This window comes from Paenibacillus sp. JT22N1 (assembly GCF_059692155.1).
The window spans coordinates 25,839-49,025 of record NZ_JCAUAW010000001.1 but is presented as its reverse complement, the minus strand read 5'-3'; the positions used below and the strand labels follow the sequence as shown (position 1 = coordinate 49,025).

Below are 23,187 nucleotides of genomic sequence, written 5' to 3'. Positions count from 1 at the left end.
ATTGAATTTACGCTTAGGACTGTTCGGCTGCCAGTATTATAAGCTACATCCCCTTACCATGCGTCACCTTCTCCGCAAGCACCGCAAGATCATGCCCTTTTAATGCACCTTCAATGAATTCCGGGAGCTTCTCGGGAGAACATCCGAAACAAGGGATACCGTATTGAGCCAGTTTTTTAGCAACGGCATCGTCATAAGAAGGCACACCCTGATCAGATAAAGCGAGTAAGCAGATCGTCTTCACACCAGCCTGATGCATGTCGACAAGCCTTTGAATCATCTCTGTCCGATTGCCGCCTTCATATAAGTCCGAGACCAAGATAAACAGCGTTTTCTTCGGCTCCGTGATAAAAGGCTCGCAGTAAGCAATGGATTTGTTAATATCCGTTCCCCCGCCAAGCTGAATCCCAAACAGCATATCTACGGGATCTTCTGCACACTGCTCACTTAAATCAACGACCTCGGTGTCAAAAGCAACCACTCGTGTGTCCAGAGCCGGCATACTGGCGAAAATCGAACCAATAATAGACGCGTAAATGACGGAACCCGCCATCGAGCCACTTTGGTCAATATCCAGGATAACCGTCCACTCTTTGCTCCGGCGTGCTCGGTCAAAGAAGTAGACTTTTTCGGGCAGCAGGAGACCGCGCTCCTTGTCGTAGTGCTTGAGATTTTTGCGGATGGTTGTGTTCCAGTCCAGTCCTGTGGACGACGGCAGTGGCGAATGCTGCCTGCGATTCAAGGCACCAGTAACAGCTCGGCGCAGATCCTGAGAAAGCCGCTTCACGATTTCTTCTACAACGGCCTTCACTAATTGTCTTGCTGTTTCTTTCGTTTTCTCCGGTATTTTCCCTTTGAGCGCCATTAACGTGGCTACCATTTGGATGTCCGGCTTTACTTGGGAAAGAAGCTCCGGCTCGAAGAGCAGCTGCTTCAACCCTTTGCGCTCAATGGCATCGGACTGAATGACGGAGACCACGTCCGGTGGGAAAAAGGTGCGGATATCTCCCAACCACTTAGCAAGCTTCGGGGACGAAGGCCCCAGCCCCGCTTTGCGGGGGCCGCTCACGTTCGATCCGTCATCAGCACTAATGCCGGATGTCTCATCATAGATCGCGGCAAGCGCTTCATCCATGAGTCTCGACTCCTCGTCGAGCATTCCATCTCCAGCGCCATAAGACTGCAGCTTCTCTTCGGAAGCAGCACCTAGGATCAACCGCCATCGCTTCAATTGTTCTTGATCTATTATGGTCATAGGCTACAAATCCCCAAAATCAAAATCGTTGAGCTCATCCAGCTTCTCCTTCTCTTCCTCACTTAATGGCTGCTGCAAAGCAGTTCCGGCGTTATCTGCACCAACACCCCAAATATCGCCCATCATCTCGGCTACCGTTGCCTTCTCCCTCGGTTCGAATGAACCGAAAGCTCGGCGCAGAAACACAAGTGAACGTTGGAATGCCTCTTTTTCCAGCGATCCGATATAGGCATCGAGCTGCTGCCACAACGTTTGCCTAGACAGCAACGCGTATCGGTTGCGCATCGACATGCCTTCGAACCATCCCGCTCCCAGGTCAACGGGAATCCCTGGTGACAGGCGGCGTGAAACTTCCTGAGCAACGCGCTCATTCGGAATTTCGTTACGCTCAAGCAAAATAGCGAATGCGAAGCCCGACAGCTTTGCATTTCGGTCATCGCGAGAAGCCAGCTCTTGCAGCTTATTCAACCACAGACTGTCGTCTACGGCCTCAAAATGGTCTTGGGCAATTGTGTGCAGCGACTGAATCGCTCGAACCATGCCCTGAGCGGCATCATCGTTGCAGCCCGCGCTATCTACGAGAAGCAGCGTTCCGCGCAGGAATAACTGCTGGAGCAGCGGAACAAGGGTATCCGTTTCGATTCGGCGAATCGATCCATAACGGATCAACACTGACAGCTCGTAGGCCGCCCCTGCGACCTGCTCGAAGTTGCCTGCATCCACCGCAAGCCCTTGCAGTGTGGATTTGGCCTGCTCCATTAGCTCCGTCAACGCGCAATCGCAAGCGATTCGAATAATGCGCGAAGCTTCCGCGATATCGCCGCAAACATCGAGTCGCTCCTTCAGCACGAAAGCCGCGGCCAGCTCAATCGTCTCCCCCTTCAAGGTCGACTCCACTGCTTGGATCTCAGCTTCCGGCGTCCACTGCAGCACCCAATTCTCCGCCCATGATGCGGAGTCTTGATTCACTCTTTGCTTCTTGGCAAAGTTAATGCCGAGCAATTCCAACCGGTGCAGGAGAACAGACCGCTTCAAATCCAGAAACGCGGCTTCCTCCGACTTCACCCTGCGGTTTTCGCGTAAATCCAACTCTAAGGTTGTAGCAACCATAGATTTGAATTTCTCCAGCTTGAGCCGCTTGAGTTCTCTGTTCAAATCATCTTGAATTGGCGTCTGGCTGACTCCTTCTGGCAATCTGCCGATGGCCGTGCCCACGTCTGTCCTTGCCAAAGCTTCCGCAATTGTCGAAAGCTCCCCATGACCGAGACATACCGTTGCTGCGTCCCGAAGGTCTTTCCAAGTAGGATGATTCCCATTGTGCAAAGCAGCAAGAGCCTCCGCCAGCCTTACACCTTCGATGAGCGAAGCTGTGGATCTATAAGTGCCATGTTCCCTTAGATAAGCAGCTACCTGTGAGAAATACAAAGAAGGCAGCCTGCTCAGATCACCTTTTTGAAGGCATTGCCAGAACAACTCAAAATAAGCGGGAGCTTGGTTACCTGCCCCATAGCCCGAGTGCGAAGACAGCTTATAGTAAGAATAAGGCATCAGCGTAAGCTTGGTTGTCGTCTTGGGCAGCCCCTTCATCTCTTCATCCGTCATCACAGGAAAGCGGAAATCCAATGTGGAGGCATGATGCGCTCCGGTTACGACTACAATTTTCTCAGGAGCGTGCCCAGCTTTAATAGCATCCTGAATTTTGCGCCGCATGTAAGCTTCCCGAATCTCATTGTAAGCCGCTTCCTGTGGCGCATATTGCCACTCCTGCCCCGCAGTAAGCTCCCGCATTTGAGCCGAGAATTGATAAATGCCATGACGGTAGGCGTCTTTTTGCAAATTATGTTCAAAATGCCGTTCCCAGTAAGCTTCGTAGTCCGGTTCTTCCGACAATTCAGCAAGCTGCTGATACAGTGTCCTCTGTTCGTGGATATACGCCCGAAAAGCGTCGTCCTCAGTCTGATTGCTCTCTCCCTCAGCAGTAGATAACCTACGATTCCTTTGCTCGTATAGAGCCAAAGCATGTTCGGAGGGCAGATCGATAAATTCAGCCTGTGCACCGTTGCGACTAGCCCACTGAAAAGCCTGATATTCCGGCGAATAATCAGCATACGGGTATAGAAGCGTTCTCACAGGCAGTTGATCCGTATACGCCAAAATGGCAATCGGCGGAACAACGCCATGAGAGGTCAGTTCAGCAATAAACCTGCTTGCGTCGCTGGGTCCTTCAACGAGCACTGCAGTAGGCTTCACTTCATCTAAGAAAGCAAGCAGGTGGAAAGCACCTGCAGGAGATAAATGCCGTATACCAAAAACATGAAACCCCTGACTGCGATCTAATTGTTCATCTCCGAGCACGCGAAGTACAGATTTCTCCATGTCGATCCCCGCTTTTTCATCACATTTTCTAGATATTCCTTCCATACGAGGCGGTCTTTCTCTTCATCTTTCACAATAGCTCCCTGCAGCCCAGCGGCAATGTCTTCTTCACTGATCTGTCCGCTGCCAAAGCTTCCCGCAAGCGCCATGCTGCCCGTTAGAAGCGAGATCGCTTCAGCTGTCGAAATCACTCCACTCGGCCCTTTCACCTTCTCTTTGCCGTCGAGTGTCATCCCGCTGCGCAGCTCGCGGAAAATCGTCACAACCTTGCGCACCGCCTCCTCCTCTGGGAGCGACGCTCTCAACTCATAGCTCGTCGAAATCTCTCTGACACGTTTGCGAACAATCTCCACTTCCGTATCAATATCCGAAGGGGATGGAAGTACGATGATGTTAAAACGCCGCTTCAAGGCGGCTGACATCTCGTTTACTCCGCGGTCGCGTGTGTTGGCCGTTGCGATGATAGAGAATCCCCGAGCAGCGAACACTTCTCTGCCCAGCTCCGGAATCGAGATCGTCTTCTCCGATAGAATGGAGATCAGAGCATCCTGTACCTCTGACGCGCAGCGCGAGATCTCTTCGAATCGGGCAATCCCTCCGGTTTCCATCGCGCGGAAAATCGGGCTTTTAATAATCGCCTGATCGGAAGGTCCTTGCGCCAGCAGCATGGCATAATTCCAAGAATAACGGATATGCTCCTCGCTCGTGCCTGCCGTTCCTTGAATGACTTTGCCAGAATCCCCATGGATCGCTGCCGTCAGATTTTCCGAAAGCCAAGACTTAGCCGTCCCTGGTTCTCCAATCAGCATGAGAGCTCGGTCTGTCAACAGCGTAGCTATTGCCATTTCTACCAGCCGCTTGTTGCCGATGTATTTCGGCGTAATCGCGACCCCTTTTACATTTCCACCTATCAGAAATGTCAGTACTGCCTTCGGAGAAAGCTGCCACCCGGCCGGTTTCGCATCCTGATCCAATTTCTTTAAAGCTGCCAATTCTTCGATGTATAGACGTTCAGAGGGTAACCTTACGACATCTTGCTTTTGATCCATCCCCATAATCCCTGTCCCTTCTCTTCATTATCTGAGCGTTCGCTTTGTTCCGACTTCGCAGCTATCGTTTCCGCGATTTCTAGCAGTTGATTTTTCATGCCTTGATAAGATAGCCCTTCTGCGAATAGCTGCAGTCTCTCTGCATATGGCCTTGGCAGTAAAGAAAGCAATGTAAGCTGGACACGATCCAAGTAATAGAATTGCTTGGCTCCGCCTTTTTCCAATATATCCATGAGCAGCCTAGGCGCATCCTGATAGTTTTGGCTGAAGAGGATCAACAACATATTAGCTGTTTTATTTCGGTTAAAATTAGGCAGCTCTTCGCATTTTTTGACTAGATAAGCCGTGATTTTCGGATCCGGGTCTTGAGCAAATCTACACACGAGCTCTTCCTCGTCCAATTTCACAAACAGATGCACCCATCTTGGATCCCATGTTGTAAAATCGGATGAAGCAGCCTCATTTGGATCATCTGATTGGTGCAGCAGCGTCGGTGTCACTTCATACAATACTCGCAATAAATCCTTAGCCGCCGGCTGCTTTTTATCCTTAAGATCATGGCAAAAGCGTTCGTAGACGTCCTCTGGAGGAAGAATCTTGATAGCCGCTCTAAAGCTGTAGGCAATAAATTTGCGATTGTACGCCTCATGTAGAGTAACAGCAAAACGGTCTGCCTCCGGCAGATCTAATTGCAGCAGAAGATCGGCAGCAGCCTCCTGTACGACTTCCGTTTCCGGAACAATAAAACTAGGCGTAGACAGCAATTTTTCTAGGAAATCAACGACATCCAGTACTCTTTTACCTTGTAAGCTGCGGATGTCCACTAACAACTGCTGTGCGGAATCTTCCACGTTTGTACGTTGAACGATTCGCTCCAACACACTTTCCGCATGCCCGATGACACTAAGAGTCAAATCGTTTGCCTTGCATAATTGAATTGGCTCTATGGCAAGATCCTGATCCTTCGAACCCAGTGCCTTGTAAAGGCGAGCGATCGCTTGCTCCGTCCCAAGACGAGATAAGGCGAATAAGGCGGCTCTGCGTACCTCTTTTTTCTTATCATCAGCTTGCTCCAAAATAAAATCCTCTTGATCAGGGTAATCGCCCAGAAGCTCAATCGCCGTGGAGCGGACTTCCGTTGAACCCTGTTTGGCAGCTTGCAAAAGGAGGTCTAGGGCAGATGTGGGGAGCAAATCATGGATTAGCTCCAATCTGCGGGCGTCACCTTTCCCGCCATCCAGCCTAAATTGCTGCTGAAGCGCGGGCAGTGCTTCCATTCCAAGTGCGGGCAGCACCTTTCGATGAAGAAAATCGGGTATTTCTACATAACTGTCATCTAACGCAGAAACAGCCGCAGGTATGACGCGGAAATCATGAAACAACCCATCGTCGTACCCTTGACGAATCTGCTCCATTCGGCCCTGACCTTTTTGTGTCAACGCCTCAATGAGTGGTTGCAGCTTGCGGTAAGGGGTTGACGTCGAAAGATTCGCTCCCGTCCCTTCCATAGGTACGAGTTCCTCTTTCGTCTCCGTTTTTCCTTGTGTGTACAGTACGGAATTCAAGAGTGTTCCTAACTCTAAAAGTCTGCTCGCTGAGCCACTCGTCTCCGCCTCAAGAACTTGACTAACCGCTTGAGCCATTCGGTTAAACACCGGAGCCGACTCGCCCAATTTCTGCAGTTGGGGAAGCATTTTCTGCAACCGCAAATCGCCCATCGCCATCCCGCTACCTGCTATAAACAAACGCCGCACCTCATGCTGCAGCTCAAACAATAGATCTATACTCATAGGTTTGTCTCCTAATTCTTTTCTTTCAATACAGTAAACGAACGACTTCATTTGTCGTTACGATGCTTAAAGGCTGAGCCTCAAGCCTGTTATGCAGCCAATTGTGTTCGAACATAACCATAATCGCCTGATTCTGTAAGAATGCCTTATTTAACATAGGCAGCAAATGAGTCGTAGGCTCGCCGAGATATTGAATGTCCGCAAGAGGAATCTGCTTGCCTTGTTCATCTAACAAGATATAGGCAGTTTCCGTCTTCTTGATCTCAGCAAATTGCAGCAGTACGACAGGGCGCTTGTCCGAAAGTGGATTTTTAATCTGATTCTTCACCTGTTTAATGACTTCTGGGAATGACTTGTGAGCTGAAGCACGGATTTTCTGAAAATCTTGTGCGTCGGCTTCGCGGAACGTCGCTTCCTCCCAACGCACTCTCTTGTTAAGCTCCCCGGGGTATTGCGCAAGTTCTTTCGCTTCGACGACCTGAAATACGGAATCTTCTTCACGTATGTATTTCGCTGCACGAAATGGCCGATACGTTCTGGTGAAATGGAGCTGTCCGCTTTGTAGGTCCGACCAGTATCCTTCATCTATGAACTCGCCCCGCGCCTGATCCGTATAGGATCGGAACGACAACTGCAGCAATTCTGAGGACTCGCCGCGAACGCGACCATACTCCCTCAGTTCTGCGATTTGCCAGGCATGCCCAATCCATTCTTCCAACGTGGATTCCGTATCCATAGGATGATCTGGATTTTCCAATCTGCTGTTGAGATACTCCCTGCTTTTCTTGATCAATGCTTGCAGCGTGGTAAGCTGCTCGATCACGTTTGTATACATGGTCTCCCGATCTTCCTCTGCTCGGAACTGCAGCGTCAAATCACGAAGCGCCGTTTGGATCCCAGGGATATAATAGTTACCGAGCTGTTTTGCCTGCTCTTCAGCTGTTTGCAGCGCCTTTCTGTCCAGGCTTCCGAGACCTGACTGTACAAGCTGCAGGATAAGTTTCTCAGCAATACTGATCCCCTCCAGCTGTGCAGCTATTTTCTTCATTAATGCTGACTTGTTCGTCTTGCGCTTAACAACTGGAGCATCCGGGTCGACAGGTTCTTTCTTCTTTTCCTCCCGTTTCTCAGCCTTTTCCCTTTTATCCACAATATCTTGTGGCACTGGTGCAGTGATGAACGTTTTGCCTAGCGTATAGGCATACATCAAACCCAGATTGTGTTTGCACGGAAATTGTCGGCTTGGGCATGAACAGCGGAATACGGGATTCCCCTCTTTCGCCACATCGACCGAACATCGATATGGGTCTTTTCCGCTACCTTTACACTCCCCAAAAATGATCGTCCCGTCCTCCGACTGACAGAGCAGCGGAAAACTATTTTTCTTCACCAAATCCTTGCCATTCTTGATCGCACTGCTGTTAAGCGCCAAACTATCTACATACGATTCCGTTAAATAATTCATCTTGTACCCCTCATAACTTGGTTATACAAACAGTTTCCACACAGTTCCTAATTTTCCTTTTTCATGGGTATGGAATTTCCTCCTCAAATAGAACGAAGGACAAGAAAAACAAAAAAGAGGATATCTCCTGTGACTATTCGTACCACCTACACGACTAGGAGGTTGAAGCCAAAGAGGAATCCTCACATATTGAATGCATTCAATCCAAAAAAATCCTTTATTGCCGTTGCACATAATTTCCCAGGAAATTCACGGTATATCGTGACTATTCTTCGCGGTCACTGATTTCCTCAACTAACCAAAAAACCAACCCTCACATCCGCATCCTCTTTCATCCATGACATCGTCTGCCCTTTGTGCAGATCCGACTTCATCGATTTCACCAGCTTCTCGATATTCACGCTTTGCTCATAATGCCACTGAAGCGCAGCCGATACATACAATTCATTTAACTGGGCAAAAGTAAACCCTTCTGTTTGCTTCGCCGTTACGCGAATCAACTCTTCGCTAAGAAGCTTCCCTATCCCTTTTTGCTCCAAATAGATCTGTCTCAGCTCTAGATCTGGAAGCTTGATTTCATAAGCACGGTCGAATCTCCCTGCACGGTTCATAAGTGCCGGATCAATTTGCTCCGGATAATTCGTTGTCCCAATGAGGAAAATGCCTTCTTTGGAAGTCGCACCATCCAAAATGTTTAAAAAGTACGACCTTGCCCGCTGAGGCATAGCATCGATATCTTCAATAACAAGAATCATTGGCGCCATTTTAGCCGCAGCTTGAAATACCTCTTGAATAGATTCACTACTGGTGTTCTCCGTTATTTGCCAATAAGCAACAGGAGCTTTTACGCTGCCGGCAATCGATTTGACGAGCGTTGTTTTTCCATTGCCAGGCTTCCCATAGAGCAGGATGCCTCTTTTGTAAGGAAGCTCATACTCTTTGAAAAAGGCACGATCCTCAGCAAAAAACTGATCGATTGAGCGATAAATATCTGTCTTCACTTCATCCTTCATAATGACCTCCGTACGGTCGACCATGCGTGTAATAGGAGCCAGTTCCTTTTCCATTCCATGAGGTCCATCCGTGAAAACAGTCACTTGTCGCCGATCCAAGTCTCTTCGACGCTGCCGAGCGTGTTCCAGAAAACGCAACAGACTCGCATCATCAACAGCAAAAACAAAATCCTCTTCTCCGACGCCATTCATGCGAAAGATAGGTACTCTAGCTAACGCGATTCCCCAGGACGGGTAGACAAAAACGTTATTGCGCAGTGTAGGAAACGTGCGATAAGCCGATGCTTCACTTTCCGCATCTATTCCGAATGCACGTGACTCCATATGGTCAAAGATCTTAGTGAAGAACTGCACATCACTAGATCCTGTCTTCACATCCTGTTCGAGCAGCTCCCAATACTCTTCTTTCCCATCATCACTCAAATAGGGTTCGAAGTGCTGACTATATCTATCTCCCAGCACATATTGAACGCGTTCTAATACATAGGCATAGTCCCTATACGCTGTTAACGAGCTGCCGTCAGAGCTAATCGGAGCTGATACAGCCGCTGATTCTTCATTCATTTTTACGCTTTGTACATGTTTCATTTGGCACCCTTTACTGCCGCCAAAGGCTTACATTTGGCTACAACTTCAGCCAATCCAGCCCCGACGACACTCTCAATAATTTGATCTACATCTTTGTAAGCCTGCGGCGATTCATCTAGAATTGATTCTAACGACCTTTGGTTTACAACAATTTCCTCATCCGTACCTACTCGCATGGAAGAGGCAAATTCATTCAGTGTTATCAATCTTTTCGTCGCACTGCGCGAGCGAATTCGCCCTGCTCCATGACAGATGGAGTGAAAATTAGCCTTGCCGCCTGGAGCTCCTACCATGATATAGGAAGCCGTCCCCATCGAACCCGGAATCAGCGCAGGGTGACCTGTATTTAGGTAAGGCTGCGGATTATCAGGATGTCCTGCTGGAAGCGACCTCGTCGCCCCTTTGCGATGGACAAAATAGGACTCACCCTCATGTTTCTCCTCCCAAGCATAGTTATGCATAAGATCGTACAAGGTGGTCATTTCAAACTTCGACCCAAACACATCTTTACCAGCCTCACGAATGGCGTAGGCAATGAGATGACGATTTACAACGGCATAATTGAGCGCTGAATACATCAAATTTACATAATTCTGGGCTGCCGGATGATTTAATGGTGCAAATAACAACTTAGGATCAGCGGTTCCTAATCCGTTCATCCGCATCACCTTCAACATGTCACTGCTGCAATATTGACTCACAGAGCCACCCCATGCACGCGATCCCGAGTGAATCATAATGACCACTTGACCATCAAATAGTCCCCATGCTTCAGCCACCTCACGGTTCTCTTCCGCAATCTCTATCGATTGAATCTCTGCAAAATGGTTCCCATTTCCGAGCGTCCCAAGCTGGCGATGTGACCGATGCCAAACATGGCTCGGAAATCGATTCAATGCATTTTCATCCAAAGTAAATTTGCTGCTTTCTACATGAGTAAGCGAAGTCGCCTTTCGAGGCGTATAGCCATCGGGAATATACTTACTTGGAAGTCCATGTAGTCCTTTGGTGACGATGTTCTCCAATCGGATGTCCGAGAAATGTCCACGTGCGTGATCTTCCACGGGCAAATACTTCTCGATCGACTTCACCAGCTTGCGGCGCAGCTTCACATCCTTCAGTTCATCCTTGTGCAAATTCGTCATATGCACCCTCATGCCGCAGCCTATATCACTGCCGACAATGGACGGCGATACATATCCATTATGCGTATTCCATACTGCTGTCGTGCCTATGCAAGTACCAACACCGACGTGTACATCAGGCGTATAGCTCATATACACTTGATTTGGTATCTGCAAATTGTTGTTGGCCATCTGAAATACTTGATAATCCAAAGCTTTAAACAACTCAGGTCCTGCGTATACATGGACGACTCCCGATGGGAGCTGGACCTGCTGAATATAATTTTCTTTCATTCGTTTTGTTCCTCTCTATGAACCCCAAACCTCCCTCAGCGCATCTCGGAATAAAGCATCTAATGCTGCTTCTTGCTTTTCACCAGAGACAGCGATATGTTTGGCAGTTTCTTCAAAATAAGCAATTTGTCGATCTAAATAGTCGTTGATTACCGTAATTTTCGACTCTAAGTCGAATTCGACACCAGCCTTCTTACGCGTTAATAACGTATACACTTCTTGTTTTAATTTCGATTCCGGCAGCATTTGCTCCACCAGATCTTCAAATTCCATCGGCGGCATGCTGCCGCGCTCTTCAATCCATTGGCAAGCCAGTATCGGACGTAACACATAAAAATACTTTTTGATTTTCACATACTCACCCTGCAAATATTCCCGAAAATTCCCTTTGGCCATATGCAAATAATGATACATACTGGACCGCGGCGAAAAGGTTAACGGTGACAGCTCGCGGATTTGCTCCGTCACACCGAATTGCTCCATATATTGAATCGGCGACTGTAACCATTCGAGCAAAGGCGGGTTAGATTTACGAAACAAGTTCAGCGCCTTCTTCAAGTCCCACCCGTTGATGTCCAGCTGATCGCTGATCGGACGCTCAATGACATCTCGTTTCTCGAATATGGATAAGTACCAATCCACAGGTCTTACATAGATAAACCTCACATCATAATCACTGTCTTTCGATGGAAATCCCCACGCTCTACTACCCGATTCACAGGCATAGAGGATCCGCACACCTTCCTCTTGTTCAATTCGTTTAAGCTCACAATCTATTTTTCCTATATCAAATGTCATGGGACTCACCCTTTCTTCGTATTATGTGGACGCAAAAAAGCCATAGACCAACATCGTCTACGGCTTTATCATGTCAAATTTAAACTAGGCCTACTCAAAGAGTACCTACGTATTCGTCACAAGCCCGATTGAGACCGATGGTATGATGTGCTCTTCAATTGTCAGGTTATTCATAGAAATTTGATTGCGAATCATATCGTCGGCCTCCTTTCCATTCATTTACAAACATCATACGAGTCAAACCTAAGAACTGTCAATCCGTTTGTGACGGAAAGATTAATTATAATGATCGTGCCTATTAATATAATTTATCATTGCTTATCCAGTTATATACCTGCTTTATTTGTTCAGTCAGCTAAATGCTGTTATGCTGTTAATAAAGAAATCAGGAAGGTGGCACCTTTTTATGGCAAAAAAACTGGATAGTCACACACTAAATCTAATTAAGGAGGCTCTCTCTAAAATGGATGTTAATTACAAAAAAGTAAATATTGACTTAGAGAGCGGAGACATTACTGAAGACCCACCGAGCATGAATATACAGGATTTATTAGCATTAGGAAAAGGAATCAGCAAAGAAAGAGCTGAAGAATGGGCAAAGGATGTAGAGGAGGCAAGAAATGACTGGTAAAAGTAGAGTCCTTCTTGACACCAATATCGCAATAGGACTAATTATTCAAGATCCAGAAATAACCCAAACGCTTAGTTTATTACACAGCAATGGCATCTCATTCTGTATGTCAGTTATTTCAAAATGCGAACTTCTTAGTGGTGCTAGAAATGATATAGAAATCGAACAGATCATAAACCTAGGCAATGAAAACTTTGTCGAGGTTAATAATGAAATAGCTCAAATTGCTGGTGCAATTCGTCGCGAACAAAAGCAAAAGCATGGAAGAACTTTAAAGACTCCAGATGCATTAATCATAGCAACAGCTAAACATTATGGGTTTTCTCTCTATACAAAAGATAAAGGCATGCACTTTATTGAAGAGTATGACATGACTCTAATCAAATAATTATTTCCACTATGAAAGTCCCCGTTCCCACCCTCACCACTTCGTCTGAATCAGCACTTGGTTGTAACAATAAACAAAACATGTACATTTGTAACTGTAATGGGCATTAGTTGTTTAAGCAGGATTCGAACCTACAGGACATGGCCCCTCACATCCAACCATCAGTTCCAACTTACCCAGTTGGCGGGTTATGCTCACCTTCAGACAAAAGGCTACCAACTTCATAATGAAATAACTACTTACAACAACTCTGTTTTCCAATTTGCTTCTTGAATGGTCGTGTCTAGCTCGCGAAAAGCTTTCGAGTACTGATCAACCTGCTTTTGCAAATCCACAATAGATACAGTTGAATAAAACTTCACTTCCGATTTGCTGAATCGGTCCTGTCTAATAGCTGCAGCATTTATAACATCTTGAATGATAGATCTCCGCGTGGATAATGTATCCCTTTGTGCCAAAGCTTCCGCAAGTGTAATTCCAGAGTTGAGCGAGACTTGAGAATTCGTCCGATTGATAGCTGTCACTAAGGACTCAAATTCATTTAAAGTGTCGTTCAACTCTTGAAAAAGGTCAGTAGGATTCTCAGGCGGTTGCTCGCCTTCTTGGACTTTAGCGCTTCGTGTTAAGCGAGCTTTTAATTGCTCCACACGCTTTTGGCAATCAGCTCTATTCATTAAAGCTTCTGCTAATTTCATTGTTTTCACCTCACATATTATTTTCCTAAACTCCTTTAATCGCAACCATCGGCTTACAAGTCGCCACCACATCCGCTAACGATGCACCCACAACACTATCAATAATCTGATCAACATCCTTGTAGGCTTGCGGACATTCATCAAGTATGGTTTGCAGGGAACGATGATTAACTAAAATCTCATCATCCGTTCCAACTTTCATCGATTGAGCGAATTGATCGACGGTGACAAGGTCTTTCGTTGCTTTCCGTGATCTCGCTCTGCCCGCACCGTGACAGATCGAGTAGAAGTTTTTCAGGCCTTCCTCTTTCCCAACCATAATGTACGATGAGGTTCCCATAGAACCAGGGATTAATGCTGGATGGCCCGTTTCTTTATAGGCAGCTGTATTCAGGAAATGACCTGGCGGCAGCGCTCTTGTCGCTCCCTTCCGATGTACGAGCATCGGCTGATTGCGGTGAAATTCCTTTAGTGCATAGTTATGCATAAGGTCATAGAGAACAGGCAGTTCTTCATCCCCTCCAAAAACTTCTCTGAAAGCTTCACGCACGCCAAAGGCAATCATATGTCGATTACTTACTGCAAAATTTAGAGCGGAATACATCAAATTTAAGTAGGTTTGCCCTTCTTGACTTGCAATAGGGGCATATAAGAGATTCCTGTCGGGATTTTCAATTCCCCAGCTTTGCATGGCTTCTCTGAAAACCTTGGTGAATTCTTGACCCAACATAGCACCCCAAGCACGTGATCCGGAGTGAATCATGACGACAACCTGACCGTCGAACAAGCCCCATTTTGCCCCTACATCCTTATGAGCCTCTGCCACTTCTAGATACTGAATTTCTATAAAATGGTTTCCGCCACCAAGCGTCCCAAGCTGCCCGTGGGCATATTTACGGATTTTTGCTGGCAAATTCTCAAGGTAGGCGTGGTCGAACTTGAAAGTAGATTCTTCTACATGCGTAAGCCACTGTTCATTCGGAACATATTTCTCAGGAAGTCCTTTTAAACCGTTTTGGACAACATCCATGATTTCAATATCTGAATAATTTGTATTTGTGCGCTCATTAGTTGGAACGTACTTCTCGATCGCTTTGATTAGCGCCCTGCGAATACCCTTGTCTTGAATATCATTTTTATGCAGAGATGTCGTATGAACACGCATGCCGCAGCCGATATCTACACCAACAATAGATGGGGAAACGAACCCGTCTTTCATGCTCCAAACTGCCGTTGTCCCAATACAAGTACCAATACCAACATGGGCATCCGGTGTGTAGCTCATATGCACATTGCGCGGAATCCGCAGGTTATTATCAGCCATTTCGAACACTTTGTTCTCAAAGGATTGGAACACATCCGGGTTAGCAAACACATGAAGATTGCCATGCTCTAGTTCCTTTTCGTAATGATTACCGCCGTGTACGATTGTTTTCATATCCATTTGATTAACCTCCGTTTTTCTTCTAATGCTATCTTCGCTTATTTCCATGCGAACGAACATGGTGAAAGTATGACGACAGTGAAAAGTTTTCCATTTTCTCCATATCTCTCCCCTGTTACAATAAGATAAGGTTGAAATGAAGAGCGAGGGATTCAAATGGCTAAGGAAAGCTTTGATAAAGAAATTCAATTTCTGCGAATGCTTGTCCTCACTAGTGGCGCGTATAGTCGTCAGCAATTTGCGGAGAGGCTGGGCATCTCGGTTCATACTTTTGATAAAACAATACGCCGGTTAAAAGAAATCGTAGCGACGATGTATCAACAGGCACCGGACACGCAAAGGAAAGAATTCGCCGAGATGCTGCGCTACAGCTATTTCGATTCAACGGATCCTATGCTGCTGTTCTTATTTCGAGCGAAGTCATTGAAAGAATCCGAAAGTCAGCGAATATCTACGCTTCTTGCTGCTTTGAATGAGCAGGCACTTACCGCTATTGAGCTGCTGGATGTATGTTGTAAAGATATCCAAACCGATTCCTCACTTCCTGATGAGAAAACGGTACGAAACGACTTGAAATATCTCGAAGAAGTCGGTGTCATCAAAAAAGTACCGGGACCACGCCCTTATCGATATCGCATACATAATGATTTAATCCAAGAGCTTACGCTTGATGAGCTAATTGATCTCTATGATTTCATTGATGTGATGTCGAATACGCAGGTACCGTCGGTTCAAGGCTATTTATTGCGAGATGGGCTAAAAAAGCATATGAATCGGACCTCATCGGAACCGGCATCCATAGAGCCATTCCTTTATAAATATCATTACCACTCACGTATTTTGGATGAAGCGCATCTATCCATCCTTCTATCAGCCATTCAAAATCGCCGCAAGATCGATTTCTTATATTTTTCGCCCAAAAATTCACAATCCTATTCATCGAAAAACACAAACCCATTATTTGAACGGGAAATGGAAGGGAAACTTCAGAAAACACTACCGCTCAAAATTGTCTACGATCACCAATATGGACGATGGTACCTTCTTGCTTATGATTCCCGGCATGGTATCAAGAAATATCGTATGGAAGGCATGACTCAGATTGAGCAGGGTGAGACTGTCGACTCCATCCTTTTTGATGAGAAGAAAAGTGTATTGGAAGAGAGTATAAAGCATAGTTGGGTCCTTGATACCGGACGATCGGTTATCTTGAAAGTAAGATTTTTTAATCCAGGCGATACGGGGCCGAATTTCATTAAAGATCGTGTCCTTCTTCAGGGGCAGTGGGGAGAAATTACGGAAGAACAGCTCGATTCGTTTATTTTCGAAATTAAGGTTAATGGAACTACGGAAATTAAGCCTTGGATTAGAAGCTTCGGATCGAGCTGTGAAGTGCTTGAACCGATCTATTTTCGGAATGAGATGATTGCGGAGTGGAAGGAGCTTGAGACGTATTATGAACCTGTTCGAGAAAATATTTAACTATCAAATGATTACGAGGCTAGAGAATTCGGGCACTTTCATGATCACCTCACAGGAAAGGTCATGGCTGAAGACCATGCTTAATCACCCTTCGGCGTCCCACGCTTTCACCCCAGTGACATTGGAAAAGCTTGAATCTGTGCTTGTTGATGAGAACACCTTGGATTTTTCTGATGCCTTTATTGAGAAAGCTCGAAGTAAGGAGAAGCTAGTCTATCACCCGATGCTTCACGCATTACGTCGATTCATTACGAGTCAAGCCGCTATCCAACTTACATACAGAGTGAAGGATGATCGGACTTTTACCAATGAAATGGCTTTTCCGTATAAGCTTGAGTATTCTTTGGTGAAAAAAGAATGGTACTTGCTCTGGTATCACATCAGACATCGAGCAATGATGAGTACGAAACTGGAAAAAATTGAATCGATCAAAGAGTTGTCCATTTCTCCTGAGCGGGTCGCTCAAATTGGTTTAGACATAGAGAAACTGCTGCAAAAACGTCAGATCCATGCAACGATTGAGGTTATAAAGGAGTACAATCGAGAATTGTCGCGGATTTTATATGCCTTCTCTTGCTTCGATAAGCAAGTTGATTACGATGAAAATCAAGAAACGTATACAATCCGATTAACCTTTCTAAATAATGAAGCCGAATATGTCCTTAGCAAACTTCGCTTCTTGGGTAAGCGGGTACGCGTTACCCAAGGCGAGCACTTGCAAAGGAGAATGCTTGAATCGGCCAAAAAGGCTTTGGCTAGGTATGGGGAGTCATAGTACGACCGAAGAAATCTAAAAAAGCCAATCTGGTTATGAACCAAATTGGCCTTTATTCTATACAAACTATCTCCTCTAACCGTTAAAGCTATCTCGCCATTTCAACAGTTTCTTTTCCAATATACGCACTAAGGAATCGGACCCTTTGCCTACGAAAGCAAAGATGAGAATACCAACAAATACGATCGCGGTCTGAGAGAATTGTCTGGCATCCAAAATCAAATAACCAACCCCTTCACTCGAGCCCATTAGCTCGGCCACAACCAAGCCAAGCCAGGCGACACCGATCGAAAGTCGTAGACCAAGTAAAATGTTAGGGAGCGCAGCTGGCAAAACCAACTTGGTAATTTGTTTAAACTTGCTAAACTCCAGCACTCTGGCTACATCGAACAGCTTGGAATCCACATTACGAATTCCTAGAAATGTCTGTACATACAGTGGGAAAAAGGCCCCTTTGGCAATTAGTAATACTTTAGAAAACTCGCCGAATCCAAACCATAGTATAAATAATGGAGTAATCGCCAGATGCGGTATCGTTCGCAGCATCTGAATGGAGGGATCAACTGATTGCTCAAACTTGCGAAATAAGCCAACGAGTAACCCAAATCCTAGGCCTAAGCTACCTCCAATTAGAAATCCGACAGCAGCGCGCCAAATACTAATTTTTACATGTACGTAAAGTTCGCCGCTAATGAGTAAATCGTAGAAAGCGAGCCATATCGAATAAGGCGTCGGAAGCAGTGTTTTGGATACGACTCCGAGCGAACCGGCTACTTGCCAAACGAATAAAACGGTAAGCGGCAGAATACTTCCTCTCACAATGAGTTCCCACTTGCCTTGTTTCTTATGCGACTTTGAGATGGTTTGCAATTCGGGTGAAACAGGCACCTCCGATGTCTTGGGCCTACCCATCTTCTGATTCTTTCCTACTACAACCTCTGCTTGACTCATCTTTGCAACCTCGCTTTCATAACTTGTTTTTAAATGCCCGAACTATCTATAAGTACTAACTCTTCTATTGGCTCGAATTCACTAAGCACAAGCTTGCGAAGTTCTTGAAATGAAGTAGATGCCTTTTTTCGCGGATAAGGAAGGTCTACCGGAATGATATTACGGATTGTGCCTGGCCGAGCATTCATAACGACCACTCGTGTCGCAAGAAAAACGGCTTCATCGATATCATGCGTAACTAATATCATCGTTGTTCGATTCTTCTCCCAAATATCTAAAGCGACTTCTTGTAGATGCGCTCGAGTGAATGCGTCCAAAGCGCCAAATGGCTCATCGAGCAGCAACACCTTTGGATTACGAAGAAGTGCTCGAGCAATGGCAACACGCTGCGACATTCCCCCAGACAGCTCCCTTGGATACGATTTTTCAAATCCCTTCAGTTTGACAAGTTCGATCAGATTATTCACGCGTTCTCGAACATCGGGATCCTTTAAAGATAAATCTGCAGCGATATTTTTCTCCACGGTTAACCACGGAAATAATCGGTGCTCCTGAAAAATAAATCCTTTATCAATGCCAGGCTTTTCTACCTGCTTCTGTTCAAGCAGTATTTTCCCATCGTGCTCTGTATCTAGCCCTGCAATAATTTTCAGTAATGTACTTTTACCGCATCCACTTGGACCAATTATCGTAATAAATTCGCCCTTTTTAATGGTTAGCTTAATGTTATGAAGTGCTTCTACATGGTGTCCTTGTGGCGTTAGAAACCATTTATTCGGTAAGTCAATGTCTAATGAAATCACACTCATGAAAACCTCTCCCCTCTGAAACTTGAATATTTCAAACAAAAAGAGACCTCCCTAATTCCCTAGCGGGAATGTCAAGAAGTCTCCAGTTTGCTGGTGGACCTTTTAATTCTCAGTTATTTACTTGGATATAAAGCGATCATAGCATCACAAAATTTAGAAGTCAACGAAATAATCCTTATTTATCCCACTTGTTTTATCGGATTTTATGTGCTAGCATAACTAATCAATAACCCAGACAGCCCATTGGTCCACCAAAGGCTCTCCAAGCACCAGCCCTGTTGCGGCATGCTTGCGAGAGTCTTTCTTTTTATGTGGCACTGTCTATAACCTTGGAGGGATGAATGATGAGTAAACCCGCGCAGCGACAACTCCACTTGGGCGCATTTCTGTTTCAAGTGGGGCATCACGTAGCATCTTGGCGATATCCAGATACGGATGCACAGGGTATTCTTCAGCATGAGTTTTATGAGCATTTTGCCCAAACAGCAGAACGAGGGAAATTCGATATGATATTCCTCGCGGACACTTTAGCGATCGTTGACCGCTACAAGACGAACATCAAACATACGGTCACAGTTAGACCCGAACCTATCACTTTACTCTCTTACTTGGCAGGAGTTACAGAACGGATTGGTTTGGCCGCCACTGTTTCAACCACCTATCACGAACCTTACAATTTGGCACGCGAATTTTCATGCTTAGATCATTTGAGTGGAGGTCGCGCAGCATGGAATGTTGTGACTTCAGGCAGAGATGAAGAAGCACAAAATTTTAGTAAAGATAAACATCCCGCACACGACCAGCGGTATGAACGCGCTCGTGAATTCGTTGATGTTGCCACTTCGCTCTGGGATAGTTGGGAAGATGACGCCATTATCGCTGACAAAGAAAGCGGCATTTTTGCAGATCCCAGCAAGGTACATGAACCCAATCACCGTGGTGCATCTTTTGCCGTTCGGGGTCCATTGAACCTTCCCCGTTCTCCACAAGGGAGGCCGGTTATTATACAAGCGGGAGCATCAAACACAGGAAAGCATCTCGCCGCCGAGACTGCTGAAGTCGTCTTCACCGCATGGCAAACGCTGGAGGAAGCACAGCTTTTTTATAGCAGCATCAAAGATTTGGCTGTTTCGTATGGCCGATCACCAGATGACATCAAAATCATGCCTGGCATCTTTCCTGTGATCGGCGCTACCGAAGAGGAAGCCAGGGAGAAGGAGGCTCTTCTCCAAGAACAAGTACTCCCTGCCGTTGGTTTATCCATGCTCTCCGCTTCTCTGAATGTAGATCTCACTGGCTATCCACTCGACGGCCCTTTGCCGGAGTTACCTGAATTGACGCAGGTTAATGGTGGCAAAAGCCGTTTCCAGCTCGTATCCGATATGGCTCGCCGAGAAGGCCTGACCATTCGTCAGCTGATGTACCGAGTGACTGGCGCCCGAGGTCATCGAACTATTCATGGAACACCAGTACAAATTACCGACCAACTCGAGGAATGGTTCACGAATGGGGCATGTGATGGATTTAACATCATGCCGCCTTACTTACCTGGTGGTCTGGAGGAGTTCGTCGAAAGCGTTATTCCCGAACTGCAGCGCAGAGGATTGTTCCGAACCGAATACGAAGGAACGACACTCCGAGAACACCTCGGTCTATCGAGACCGCTGAGTCAATTTCAAAAGGCTGCATCCATAGGTAGATAACATACATTGGAGGGGACTAACCATGGGAAATAACAATAAACAGAGACAGCTCCATTTGGGTGCTTTTGTATTTGGAGTTGGCCATCACGTTGCAGCATGGCGCTATCCGGAAACCGATACAAGCGGACTTTTAAAGCTTGATTTCTATCGTCGATTCGCTCAAACGGCTGAACGCGGTAAGTTCGATCTGATATTTATTGAAGATATTCCGGCACTGCCTGAACAGTTGGAAAGAGCCGTCAAGTATACGCTCCCAGTCAGAGCGGAGCCGCTAACCCTGTTATCTGCGCTAGCTTCTGTCACAAAGCGCATCGGTTTAGTAGGAACGGTGTCTACCACCTACAGCGAGCCCTTTCACGTAGCTCGAAAATTTGCTTCGCTTGATCATTTAAGCGGTGGCCGGGCAGGTTGGAATGCCGTTACCACCAGCATGGAGAATACGGCTAGAAACTTTGGTCGCGATCAGCATTTAGATCACTCCCGTCGTTATGAGCGAGCTAAGGAATTCGTTGATGTGGTGACAGCTCTATGGGACAGCTGGGAGGAAGACGCCCTTATCGTAGATAAATCCACAGGCTTATTCGCAAATCCGGATAAAGTCCATGAGATCAATCACGAAGGAGCCCATTTCTCCGTACGCGGACCTCTCAATGTACACCGCTCTCCGCAGGGGCGTCCCGTTATTGTGCAGGCCGGTTCGTCTACTACTGGTCAAGCATTTGCCGCCCAAACAGCAGAAGTTGTTTTCACGGCTTGGCAAACACTTGAAGAAGCGCAAAGCTTTTATGCTAATCTGAAAGGTCAACTTCCTGCTTATGGTCGTTCCCCAGATGAACTAAAAATTCTTCCAGGTATCCTTCCCTTCATCGGGGTAACCGAACAAGAAGCCAAAGAAAAGGAAGCCGCCTTCCAAGAATTTGTGCACCCTGTTGTCGGGCTTGGTATGCTGCAGAGTATGCTTAAAGTAGATCTCTCTGGGTACCCATTAGATGGACCGCTGCCTGACTTGCCGGATGCTACGGATATTAACGGAGGGAAAAGCCGATATCAACTTCTCCTCGATATGGCTCGAAGAGAAAACCTGACAATTCGTCAACTGATCAACCGGGTAACCGGAGCTCGCGGACATCGAACTGTTGCGGGAACTCCTGTGCAAATTGCCGATCAATTAGAAGAATGGTTCGTTAAAGAAGCTTGCGACGGTTTCAATATTATGCCGCCCTACTTACCTGGTGGACTGGATGAGTTCGTTGATCTCGTTATCCCCGAGCTTCAAAGACGAGGATTATTCCGCACAGAGTATACAGGACGAACACTTCGTGATCATCTCGGCCTTGCTCTGCCTACAAACCGTTTTGCTCAGCCATTGGCATCGACATCATCTATTTAATACATCTTTCCATTTAAAAGAAGATTTTGAGAGGGGTCCTTATTGTATGAACAAGAAATCATTTCTCCTAAAAAGTGTACCAGTACTTGCTATTATTGCTCTCGGCTTACTTTCCGCATGCGGGGCTAAAACAACCAACGCACCAACCAACGCTAGCTCAGCTGTTCCAAGCAGCTCCACGGCAGCGCAAAGCAGCACACCCGCAGCTGCTCCGAAAGAGAAAGTCACTGTTAATATTGGCATACAAGGCAAAACAGGTGTCCTCGTTTTTGCACGTGAAAAGGGGTATTTCGAAAAGGCCTTTGCAGCTGCAGGCGCTGAAGTAAAATGGAATGAGTTTGCAAGCGGCCCTCCTCACTTTGAGGCCATTGCAGCTGGTAGAATTGACTTTGGCGCCACTGGTGGCACTCCCCTTATTTCAGGCCAAGTTGGCGGGGTTGATTTTAAAGGAATCGCAGTAACAAGTGACGGTAGAAAAGGAAATATGATTGTCATTCCGAAAAATAGCCCGATTAAAGACTTGAAAGATTTAAAAGGCAAAAAAATCGCCGTTGCAAAAGGGAGCAGCGCTTATAACTTCCTCTATATGGCTCTTGATAAAGCAGGAATTAAGGGCGATGAAATTAAAACGATTCAACTTCAGCCGGATGATGCAAGGCCTGCGTTTGACAGTGGCGCAATCGACGCATGGTCGATCTGGGAGCCTTACGCAACAACAACTGTCTATCAAACGGGAGCCAAAATTCTTGTAAGCGGTGAAAACCTCAACATCAATGCGCCTTCTTTTCTAATTGCAAGAACCAAATTCACCCAAGAGCATTCCGATCTCACGGTTCTATTTCTGAAAACCTATGAAGAAGCCCGTAAATATTATGTGGAACATCAAGATGAGATCGCGGACGAGCTCTCTAAATCCCAAAAGTTAGACAAAGCCATTATTGTTGACGTCTTGAAGAATACGTCCCCCATTCTCTCATCGATTACCCCTGAATTTGCCAAAGCACATCAGGAACAAGCCGACTTCCTCCTGTCTGTCGGAGCCATTAACAAAAAGCTGGATACCTCACTAGTGTTTGAGAGTAAATTCGTTGATCAAGCATTAAAAAAGTAAACTTATAAACTGCTAGAGATCACATCTCAAGCAGTTTTTTTATGTCTCATCATATT

General features: G+C 46.2%; 19 protein-coding genes. 7 read left to right on the top strand and 12 right to left on the bottom strand.

The window, feature by feature from the left end; translation table 11 throughout:
- Positions 1 to 43 precede the first annotated feature (43 nt).
- The 8 genes from AC58UU_RS00185 to AC58UU_RS00150 form a co-directional block, all read right to left on the bottom strand.
- Positions 44 to 1,255 (bottom strand): VWA domain-containing protein, encoded by a 1,212-nt coding sequence (locus AC58UU_RS00185; protein WP_497311914.1) that lies wholly within the window; start codon positions 1,253 to 1,255, stop codon positions 44 to 46.
- A gap of 3 nt (positions 1,256 to 1,258) precedes the next feature.
- The gene (locus tag AC58UU_RS00180; protein WP_497311912.1) at positions 1,259 to 3,631 is read right to left on the bottom strand and encodes a DUF5682 family protein; all 2,373 of its coding nucleotides are present in this window, start codon (positions 3,629 to 3,631) and stop codon (positions 1,259 to 1,261) included.
- Positions 3,589 to 4,680: an ATP-binding protein gene (locus AC58UU_RS00175; protein ID WP_497313098.1), complete on the bottom strand. Its 1,092-nt coding sequence runs from the start codon at positions 4,678 to 4,680 to the stop codon at positions 3,589 to 3,591. The genes AC58UU_RS00180 and AC58UU_RS00175 overlap by 43 nt, the downstream gene beginning before the upstream one ends.
- Positions 4,656 to 6,470: a HEAT repeat domain-containing protein gene (locus tag AC58UU_RS00170; protein ID WP_497311910.1), complete on the bottom strand. Its 1,815-nt coding sequence runs from the start codon at positions 6,468 to 6,470 to the stop codon at positions 4,656 to 4,658. Before AC58UU_RS00170 ends, AC58UU_RS00175 begins: the two co-directional genes overlap by 25 nt.
- Positions 6,471 to 6,495: 25 nt before the next feature.
- The gene (locus AC58UU_RS00165; RefSeq protein WP_497311908.1) at positions 6,496 to 7,935 is read right to left on the bottom strand and encodes an SWIM zinc finger family protein; all 1,440 of its coding nucleotides are present in this window, start codon (positions 7,933 to 7,935) and stop codon (positions 6,496 to 6,498) included.
- A gap of 290 nt (positions 7,936 to 8,225) precedes the next feature.
- The gene (locus tag AC58UU_RS00160) at positions 8,226 to 9,512 is read right to left on the bottom strand and encodes an AAA family ATPase (RefSeq protein WP_497313096.1); all 1,287 of its coding nucleotides are present in this window, start codon (positions 9,510 to 9,512) and stop codon (positions 8,226 to 8,228) included.
- Positions 9,513 to 9,532: 20 nt separating this feature from the next.
- On the bottom strand, positions 9,533 to 10,954 hold the full coding sequence (locus AC58UU_RS00155; RefSeq protein WP_497311906.1) for an RtcB family protein: 1,422 nt from the start codon (positions 10,952 to 10,954) through the stop codon (positions 9,533 to 9,535).
- A 15-nt stretch (positions 10,955 to 10,969) separates the two neighbouring features.
- Positions 10,970 to 11,752 (bottom strand): nucleotidyltransferase domain-containing protein, encoded by a 783-nt coding sequence (locus AC58UU_RS00150; RefSeq protein ID WP_497311904.1) that lies wholly within the window; start codon positions 11,750 to 11,752, stop codon positions 10,970 to 10,972.
- A gap of 406 nt (positions 11,753 to 12,158) precedes the next feature.
- Between AC58UU_RS00150 and AC58UU_RS00145 the strand changes: the two genes are divergently transcribed.
- Both AC58UU_RS00145 and AC58UU_RS00140 read left to right on the top strand, forming a co-directional pair.
- Positions 12,159 to 12,383: a hypothetical protein gene (locus AC58UU_RS00145; protein WP_497311902.1), complete on the top strand. Its 225-nt coding sequence runs from the start codon at positions 12,159 to 12,161 to the stop codon at positions 12,381 to 12,383.
- Complete coding sequence (locus tag AC58UU_RS00140; protein ID WP_497311900.1) at positions 12,373 to 12,771, top strand: PIN domain-containing protein; 399 nt, start codon at positions 12,373 to 12,375, stop codon at positions 12,769 to 12,771. The genes AC58UU_RS00145 and AC58UU_RS00140 overlap by 11 nt, the downstream gene beginning before the upstream one ends.
- 239 nt (positions 12,772 to 13,010) lie before the next feature.
- On the opposite strand, the gene AC58UU_RS00135 is transcribed toward AC58UU_RS00140, so the two are convergent.
- Positions 13,011 to 13,466, bottom strand: a complete 456-nt coding sequence (locus AC58UU_RS00135) for a DIP1984 family protein (RefSeq protein ID WP_497311898.1) — start codon at positions 13,464 to 13,466, stop codon at positions 13,011 to 13,013.
- 25 nt (positions 13,467 to 13,491) lie between these two features.
- Entirely contained in the window at positions 13,492 to 14,904 is a 1,413-nt protein-coding gene (locus AC58UU_RS00130) for an RtcB family protein (RefSeq protein ID WP_497313094.1), read from the bottom strand.
- Between the two features lie 162 nt (positions 14,905 to 15,066).
- Between AC58UU_RS00130 and AC58UU_RS00125 the strand changes: the two genes are divergently transcribed.
- Together AC58UU_RS00125 and AC58UU_RS00120 are read left to right on the top strand one after the other, a co-directional pair.
- Positions 15,067 to 16,392 (top strand): helix-turn-helix transcriptional regulator, encoded by a 1,326-nt coding sequence (locus AC58UU_RS00125; RefSeq protein WP_497311896.1) that lies wholly within the window; start codon positions 15,067 to 15,069, stop codon positions 16,390 to 16,392.
- On the top strand, positions 16,355 to 17,167 hold the full coding sequence (locus tag AC58UU_RS00120; RefSeq protein WP_497311894.1) for a WYL domain-containing protein: 813 nt from the start codon (positions 16,355 to 16,357) through the stop codon (positions 17,165 to 17,167). Before AC58UU_RS00125 ends, AC58UU_RS00120 begins: the two co-directional genes overlap by 38 nt.
- 75 nt (positions 17,168 to 17,242) lie before the next feature.
- Here AC58UU_RS00120 and AC58UU_RS00115 read toward each other — a convergent pair whose 3' ends face one another.
- Entirely contained in the window at positions 17,243 to 18,079 is an 837-nt protein-coding gene (locus AC58UU_RS00115) for an ABC transporter permease (RefSeq protein WP_497313092.1), read from the bottom strand.
- A 68-nt stretch (positions 18,080 to 18,147) separates the two neighbouring features.
- Positions 18,148 to 18,927: an ABC transporter ATP-binding protein gene (locus tag AC58UU_RS00110; RefSeq protein WP_497311893.1), complete on the bottom strand. Its 780-nt coding sequence runs from the start codon at positions 18,925 to 18,927 to the stop codon at positions 18,148 to 18,150.
- Between the two features lie 344 nt (positions 18,928 to 19,271).
- Between AC58UU_RS00110 and AC58UU_RS00105 the strand changes: the two genes are divergently transcribed.
- The 3 genes from AC58UU_RS00105 to AC58UU_RS00095 are packed head-to-tail and all read left to right on the top strand — an operon-like array spanning position 19,272 to position 23,131.
- Positions 19,272 to 20,630 (top strand): LLM class flavin-dependent oxidoreductase, encoded by a 1,359-nt coding sequence (locus AC58UU_RS00105; RefSeq protein WP_497313090.1) that lies wholly within the window; start codon positions 19,272 to 19,274, stop codon positions 20,628 to 20,630.
- A 22-nt stretch (positions 20,631 to 20,652) separates the two neighbouring features.
- Positions 20,653 to 22,020, top strand: coding sequence for an LLM class flavin-dependent oxidoreductase (locus tag AC58UU_RS00100; protein WP_497311891.1), 1,368 nt, complete (start codon positions 20,653 to 20,655; stop codon positions 22,018 to 22,020).
- Positions 22,021 to 22,066: 46 nt separating this feature from the next.
- Entirely contained in the window at positions 22,067 to 23,131 is a 1,065-nt protein-coding gene (locus tag AC58UU_RS00095; protein WP_497311889.1) for an aliphatic sulfonate ABC transporter substrate-binding protein, read from the top strand.
- Positions 23,132 to 23,187: the final 56 nt, after the last annotated feature.

Coding starts and splice junctions, on each gene's coding strand:
- AC58UU_RS00155 (WP_497311906.1), bottom strand. CDS start 10,954: ATGAAAGAAAATTATATTCAGCAGGTCCAGCTCCCATCGGGAGTCGTC.
- AC58UU_RS00150 (WP_497311904.1), bottom strand. CDS start 11,752: ATGACATTTGATATAGGAAAAATAGATTGTGAGCTTAAACGAATTGAA.
- AC58UU_RS00165 (WP_497311908.1), bottom strand. CDS start 7,935: ATGAATTATTTAACGGAATCGTATGTAGATAGTTTGGCGCTTAACAGC.
- AC58UU_RS00100 (WP_497311891.1), top strand. CDS start 20,653: ATGGGAAATAACAATAAACAGAGACAGCTCCATTTGGGTGCTTTTGTA.
- AC58UU_RS00095 (WP_497311889.1), top strand. CDS start 22,067: ATGAACAAGAAATCATTTCTCCTAAAAAGTGTACCAGTACTTGCTATT.
- AC58UU_RS00110 (WP_497311893.1), bottom strand. CDS start 18,927: ATGAGTGTGATTTCATTAGACATTGACTTACCGAATAAATGGTTTCTA.
- AC58UU_RS00160 (WP_497313096.1), bottom strand. CDS start 9,512: ATGAATGAAGAATCAGCGGCTGTATCAGCTCCGATTAGCTCTGACGGC.
- AC58UU_RS00170 (WP_497311910.1), bottom strand. CDS start 6,470: ATGAGTATAGATCTATTGTTTGAGCTGCAGCATGAGGTGCGGCGTTTG.
- AC58UU_RS00185 (WP_497311914.1), bottom strand. CDS start 1,255: ATGACCATAATAGATCAAGAACAATTGAAGCGATGGCGGTTGATCCTA.
- AC58UU_RS00140 (WP_497311900.1), top strand. CDS start 12,373: ATGACTGGTAAAAGTAGAGTCCTTCTTGACACCAATATCGCAATAGGA.
- AC58UU_RS00130 (WP_497313094.1), bottom strand. CDS start 14,904: ATGAAAACAATCGTACACGGCGGTAATCATTACGAAAAGGAACTAGAG.
- AC58UU_RS00175 (WP_497313098.1), bottom strand. CDS start 4,680: ATGGATCAAAAGCAAGATGTCGTAAGGTTACCCTCTGAACGTCTATAC.
- AC58UU_RS00125 (WP_497311896.1), top strand. CDS start 15,067: ATGGCTAAGGAAAGCTTTGATAAAGAAATTCAATTTCTGCGAATGCTT.
- AC58UU_RS00105 (WP_497313090.1), top strand. CDS start 19,272: ATGAGTAAACCCGCGCAGCGACAACTCCACTTGGGCGCATTTCTGTTT.
- AC58UU_RS00135 (WP_497311898.1), bottom strand. CDS start 13,466: ATGAAATTAGCAGAAGCTTTAATGAATAGAGCTGATTGCCAAAAGCGT.
- AC58UU_RS00115 (WP_497313092.1), bottom strand. CDS start 18,079: ATGGGTAGGCCCAAGACATCGGAGGTGCCTGTTTCACCCGAATTGCAA.
- AC58UU_RS00145 (WP_497311902.1), top strand. CDS start 12,159: ATGGCAAAAAAACTGGATAGTCACACACTAAATCTAATTAAGGAGGCT.
- AC58UU_RS00180 (WP_497311912.1), bottom strand. CDS start 3,631: ATGGAGAAATCTGTACTTCGCGTGCTCGGAGATGAACAATTAGATCGC.